Raw genomic sequence first — 4566 nt, 5'->3', positions numbered from 1 at the left:
GGCGCCCGAGGCGGTCACAAAGGACGCGACCGTCGTCATGGTTGCCAGTGACGGCAACACGCGCACATTGCGTCAAGGGAGCGGGCAGTGGACGTGTATGCCAGGCCACGCGGATCCGGCGAACCCAGACCCGATGTGCGGCGATAAGAACGCCATGGAATGGGCGGCGGCTTGGATGGAGCATAAGGAACCCCCGCCGAACAAGGTCGGGTTCATGTATATGCTTCGTGGGGACGGCGGAGCGAGCAACACAGACCCGTATTCAACCAAGGAAGAGCCCGGCAATAATTGGATCAAGACGGGCGCACACGTCATGATCGTCGGGTCTGGCGCCAAGATGCTGGATGGCTATCCGCGAGACCCAAAACCGGATCCGACGAAGCCGTACGTGATGTGGCCTGGAACGTCATACGAACACCTGATGCTGCCGGTCCGCTGAAGTCCTATCGTCGTCTGCAATCGGCTAACGACGCCAATCAGCTGTGTCGGGTCGGTGCCGTCGATTGGCTGGTCTTGGCCGGTTTGCCTCGAGAACTGAACTGGTCGCCTGGGGCCGGCTAGTGCTAAGCCCATTCGCCGATCGGGAGTCGAGTCGGTTGCTCTTCCCCGCCGGATTCCGCGTGTTCGCTGTGGGCTTGGACGTGCTGCGCCGAGCATTTTCATAGCGTCGCAAGGCTTAAACGCCGCCGGAAAGATCGGCTCAGCTGCGTGTCGCCTCGCGCAGTGCGGCCTGCAGGGCGGTATCGAGTGCGCTTAGAAACCGCGACCTATCCTGCTTAGTCAGCGCGGCTGGCCCACGGGTATTCTCCCCCAGCTCCCGCAGATGCCGGGCTATATCACGACCGGCAAGCGCGTTTCCGATATTCGCCTCTGTCCACTGTTTTCCGGTCGGGGAGACGACGCGCGCTCCTTTCTTGAGACACCGCGATGCCAGCGGGATGTCAGAAGTGACGCATACGTCGACGGCCGAGATGTGTTCCGCTATCCAGTCGTCGGCTGCATCGGCGCTGTCGCCAACCAGAACCATGCTCACGTTCGAGGTCCCAGGTGGGCGGATTGGTCGTGAGCCGTTGGAGACCACGAGAACATTAAGCTGGAGGCGCGTCGCCACGCGGTAGATCTCCTCGCGGACCGGGCACGCATCACCATCGACGTAAATGTCAGTCAACTCTCGGCTCGCCTCCTGCCGGGCGCGGGATTCGGTGCATCGGCAACCGCCATGCTCGGTCTCCCGGCGGCAATCAGCCATTCCCGTAGCTTTGACCACCGCCTCCGAGCCCGCGCTCCCTTAACTGCGATCGCCAATGCCTTCCGCTGCCCGACCAGGACGACAAGGCGCTTGCCGCGGGTCACCCCGGTATAGACCAGATTTCGCTGCAGCATCGGGTAATGTTGGGTCGTTAACGGGATAACCACGGCCGGGTATTCCGAACCCTGGCTCTTGTGGATTGTCGTCGCATAGGCAAGTACCAGTTCGTCGAGCTCGCCAAAGCCGTAGGTGATTTCGCGGCCGTCGAACTCGACCATGAGTTCGCCTTCCTCCATGTCGATGCGCGACACGACGCCGAGATCGCCGTAGTAGGCGTCCTTGTCGTAATCGTTCTCGACCTGCATGACCTTGTCGCCAGGACAGAAGGTCCAGCCGAAGCGCTCGATGCGGATCTCGCCCGGTGGATTCAGCGCGTTTTGCAGCTCGATATTGAGCGAGCGTGCCCCGAGACCGCCGCGGTTCATCGGGCAGAGAACCTGTATGTCGCGTATCGGGTCGAGCGCGAAACGTTTCGGGATGCGTTCCCGCACGATCGCCAACAGCTTTCGCACCCCCTCTTCCGCATCCGCTGCGTCGATGAAATAGAAATCGCCTCTTTCGACAGGCGCCAGATCGGGCATCAGGCCGTGGTTGATCCGGTGCGCATTAACGATGATCCGGCTCTCGGCGGCCTGCCGGAAGACCTCGGTCAAGCGCACGACCGGCACTGAAGCAGACGCGATGATATCGCCAAGGACCTGCCCCGGGCCCACCGAAGGCAGCTGATCGACATCGCCGACGAGCAATAGCGCCGAGCGCTCCGGCAGAGCCCGAAGGACCGCCCGCATCAGCGGTACATCCACCATCGATGTCTCGTCGACCACCAGGAGATCACAGTCTAGAGGCTCGTCCTCGTTGCGCCGGAACGTGCCGGTCCTGGGATCAGTCTCGAGCAAACGATGGATTGTCTTTGCCTCCAGGCCCGTGCTTTCGGACAGGCGCTTTGCGGCGCGACCGGTGGGGGCACAGAGGGCGATCGTGACGGCCTTGGCGATCAGAATTTTTAGCAGTGGGTTGATCAGCGTGGTTTTCCCGACGCCGGGCCCGCCAGTGATGACCGTCACATTGGACGAGAGTGCGACCCTGAGCGCTGCTTTCTGGCTGTCAGCAAGCGCCAGCTTCGTCCTCTGCTCGACCCATGGGATGGCCCCCTTGACATCAATGGACGGCCAGGGCGGCTTTCCGACGGCGAGCGTCCTGAGTTTCTCGGCAATTTCGCGCTCGGCTCGGTAAAGCGCGGCAAGCAAGGAGGCAGCGGCGGCCTTCAAGATCGTCGGCGACAACAGCGCCGTCCTCGAGCTCAAGGCGCATCGCCGTCTCGACGAGTTCCGCAGGCACTTCGAGCAGTTTTTGGGTGAGGGGAATGAGTTCTTCGACAGGAAGACCGCAATGCCCTTCGTCCATCGCCTTGGCGAGCGCGTAGGAGATGCCGGCACGGACGCGAATCAGAGCTGTCTTCTCGATGCCGAGCTTGGCTGCGATCTGATCAGCGGTTCGGAAGCCGATGCCGCGGATGTCGCGGGCCAAACGATACGGGTTCTCCGAGATGAGCCGAACGGCATCGGCGCCGTAAGTCTTGTAGATGCGCACGGCGCGCGACGTACCGACTCCGTTGCTGTGCAGAAACAGCATGATCTCTCGAATCACCCTCTGCTCGGCCCAGCCGGCGATGATCCGCTCAGCACGCTTCGGGCCGATGCCGGTCACCTCGCGCAGGCGATCGGGCTCCTGCTGGATGACCTCGAAGACGGCTTCGCCGAAGGCGCGGACGAGCTTCTTCGCATAGACCGGCCCGATGCCGCCGATCATCCCGGAGCCGAGATATTTCTCGATGCCCTCGACGGTCGTCGGCGCTGTAGCCTTGAGGAACGAGGCTTTGAATTGGACGCCGTGGGTGCGATCGTTGATCCAGCCTCCGCTCGCCTGGATGAACTCACCAGCCGAGATCATCGCTGCGTGGCCGATAACCGTGATCAGGTCGCGTTGCCCGCGAGCTTTGACCCGCAACACGCAAAAACCGTTCTCCGGGTTTGTGGAAGGTCACCCGGTCGACCAAGCCCGCCAGGACCTCTGTCGAGCTCGCCGTCGATGTCCGCGCCATCCTGCGATGATGGACGGAGAGATTTTGGGATACCAGAACTCCTGTCCCAACTCTCGCTGAAGCAGATGTCGTGGGCGGTATTTAAGCGGTCCTCGGTCGCCCAGGTTCGCAGTAGACTCGCCGGTGGGGAGAACCGGATTCGAACTCCTGGTCCCATCGAAAGAGAGAGGCCGTTCCGAGGCCACGCCGCCCCGGTGCAGTCTTCGGCGGTACCGAGGATGCTAACCTATTGAAGCTGGATTACGTCTTCACCCCGGCATCGAGCCGCCACCGAGCTTGTCCTCGGCGGGCGAAGCGATGCCGAGTGAGGAGGCCGGCGACGAGCAGGCTCCTCAATGGCAGCCTCCCACACCTTGCTCCAGCATTTTTCGCGCTCCCTTGCCGCACGCTGCAATCCGTCAGTCGGAGAATAGTCGTACCCGTTCGTCAGACCGGCTTCTCGCCCTTTAGCATCAGGCGGTAAAGGTACCGTCTCTCGCTCATATTGTAATCTGGGTTAGCCTTGTGGATAACGCTGCGATTGTCCCAGATCACGAAGTCGCCGTAGTGCCATTGATGACGGTATTCGTATTTTTTCTGGAGCGCATGCTCCATCAACTCGGAGACCAAGTTGAGCGCTTGCTCGTCCGCCATCCCGAGGATCGATTCGATCCGCACCGGATTGAGATAAAGAGCCTTGCGGCCGTTCTCGGGATGGGTGCGCACCAGCGGGTGCACCCCAGGCGCGGGCACCTGACGAGCGCTGTCCTTGCTCAGCGGCCGCAATTCGCGCGGGCTGTGCTTGCTCAGATAAACATGCACTGCCTTGAGCTCGTCGATCCGCTCCTTGGTCGCCGCCGGCAGATCGTCGTAGGCCTCGTGCATGTTGACGTATTGGGTGTCGCCGCCATGGCTCGGCAACGAGACCGGGAATAGCATCGTCGCCTTGGGGGGCGCCGGGTGATTGGAATGATCGGTGTGAAAGGTCTCACCCGAGATATACCGCTTGCCCGGCACGGTCTGCTCGTTCGAGACATAGTAGATCTGCGGGTATCCCGGCACGTGCAGCTCACGCTTATCGTGCTGAAACAGTTCGCCAAAGACCTGGGCGGCGGCGATGAATTGTGGCGGCGTAAATTGCTGGCCGCGGATCACCAGCACGTGATGCTCAACAAAG

At 61.7% G+C, this 4566-nt stretch carries 3 protein-coding genes and 1 pseudogene; 1 reads left to right on the top strand and 3 read right to left on the bottom strand.

From position 1 onward, the window contains the following. Positions 1–439, top strand: a 439-nt coding sequence (locus VNX23_RS11550; RefSeq protein WP_325630105.1) for a hypothetical protein, incomplete at its 5' end; no start/stop codon positions are given. Positions 440–700: 261 nt separating this feature from the next. Here VNX23_RS11550 and VNX23_RS11545 read toward each other — a convergent pair. From VNX23_RS11545 to VNX23_RS11535, 3 genes and pseudogenes are all read right to left on the bottom strand, one after another. Beyond that, positions 701–1168, bottom strand: coding sequence for a YaiI/YqxD family protein (locus tag VNX23_RS11545; protein ID WP_325630103.1), 468 nt, complete (start codon positions 1166–1168; stop codon positions 701–703). Beyond that, positions 1165–3410, bottom strand: a pseudogene (locus tag VNX23_RS11540) (ATP-dependent RecD-like DNA helicase). Before VNX23_RS11540 ends, VNX23_RS11545 begins: the two are co-directional and overlap by 4 nt. A 426-nt stretch (positions 3411–3836) precedes the next feature. Continuing rightward, the coding region (locus VNX23_RS11535; protein ID WP_325630102.1) for a TauD/TfdA family dioxygenase at positions 3837–4566 on the bottom strand (730 nt) is incomplete at its 5' end.

Origin of the sequence: Bradyrhizobium sp. (assembly GCF_035570375.1) — a bacterium.
Lineage (GTDB): Bacteria > Pseudomonadota > Alphaproteobacteria > Rhizobiales > Xanthobacteraceae > Bradyrhizobium.
The sequence above is the reverse complement of the archived record's forward strand: the minus strand, read 5'-3'. Positions and strand labels throughout refer to the sequence as shown.